This is a genomic window from Micromonospora sp. H61 (genome assembly GCF_018070325.1).
GTDB lineage: Bacteria > Actinomycetota > Actinomycetes > Mycobacteriales > Micromonosporaceae > Micromonospora > Micromonospora salmantinae.
Window position 1 is genome coordinate 1 of sequence record NZ_JAGPXY010000261.1, and the last position, 410, is coordinate 410.

Annotated in this window: 1 pseudogene; it reads right to left on the minus strand. The window is 64.4% G+C overall.

Going from position 1 to position 410, the window contains the following annotated elements:
* A pseudogene (locus KBX08_RS35005) lies at positions 1-133 on the minus strand (sodium:proton antiporter); the annotation flags it as partial.
* Positions 134-410: the final 277 nt, after the last annotated feature.

The window sequence follows — 410 nt, forward strand, 5'->3', positions numbered from 1 at the left end:
CCCGATCAGCGCGCCGAAGACCAGCAACGCGGCAAGTATCAACAGCTCGCCGATGTCTCTTCCCGAAATGCTCGAACGCCGTCCGCTCCCTCGGCCCGAACGTGGCGCCCGCAGCGAACGCCGCCACGAACAGCTTCCAAGCAAGGGGGGCGGTCCACCGGAGGCACCTCGAACGGCGGGTAGCGCCCCGAAGCGATCGCACAACCGGCGCGAGTAAGGCATCTTGGCATAAGACGCCGTAACAGTGGCCCCTTGGTGCCGGACAATGCCCTAGTTGAGGACGTCAACACACGTCCAGCGGGTGACTTGTCTCGCACCAACTGCTCCGAGTGCCACGCCTTCGGCGGCGGCGATCTGTCTCGCCCCTGCCACAAGTCCGGTTCCTCATCACCGACAACACCAGAACATCT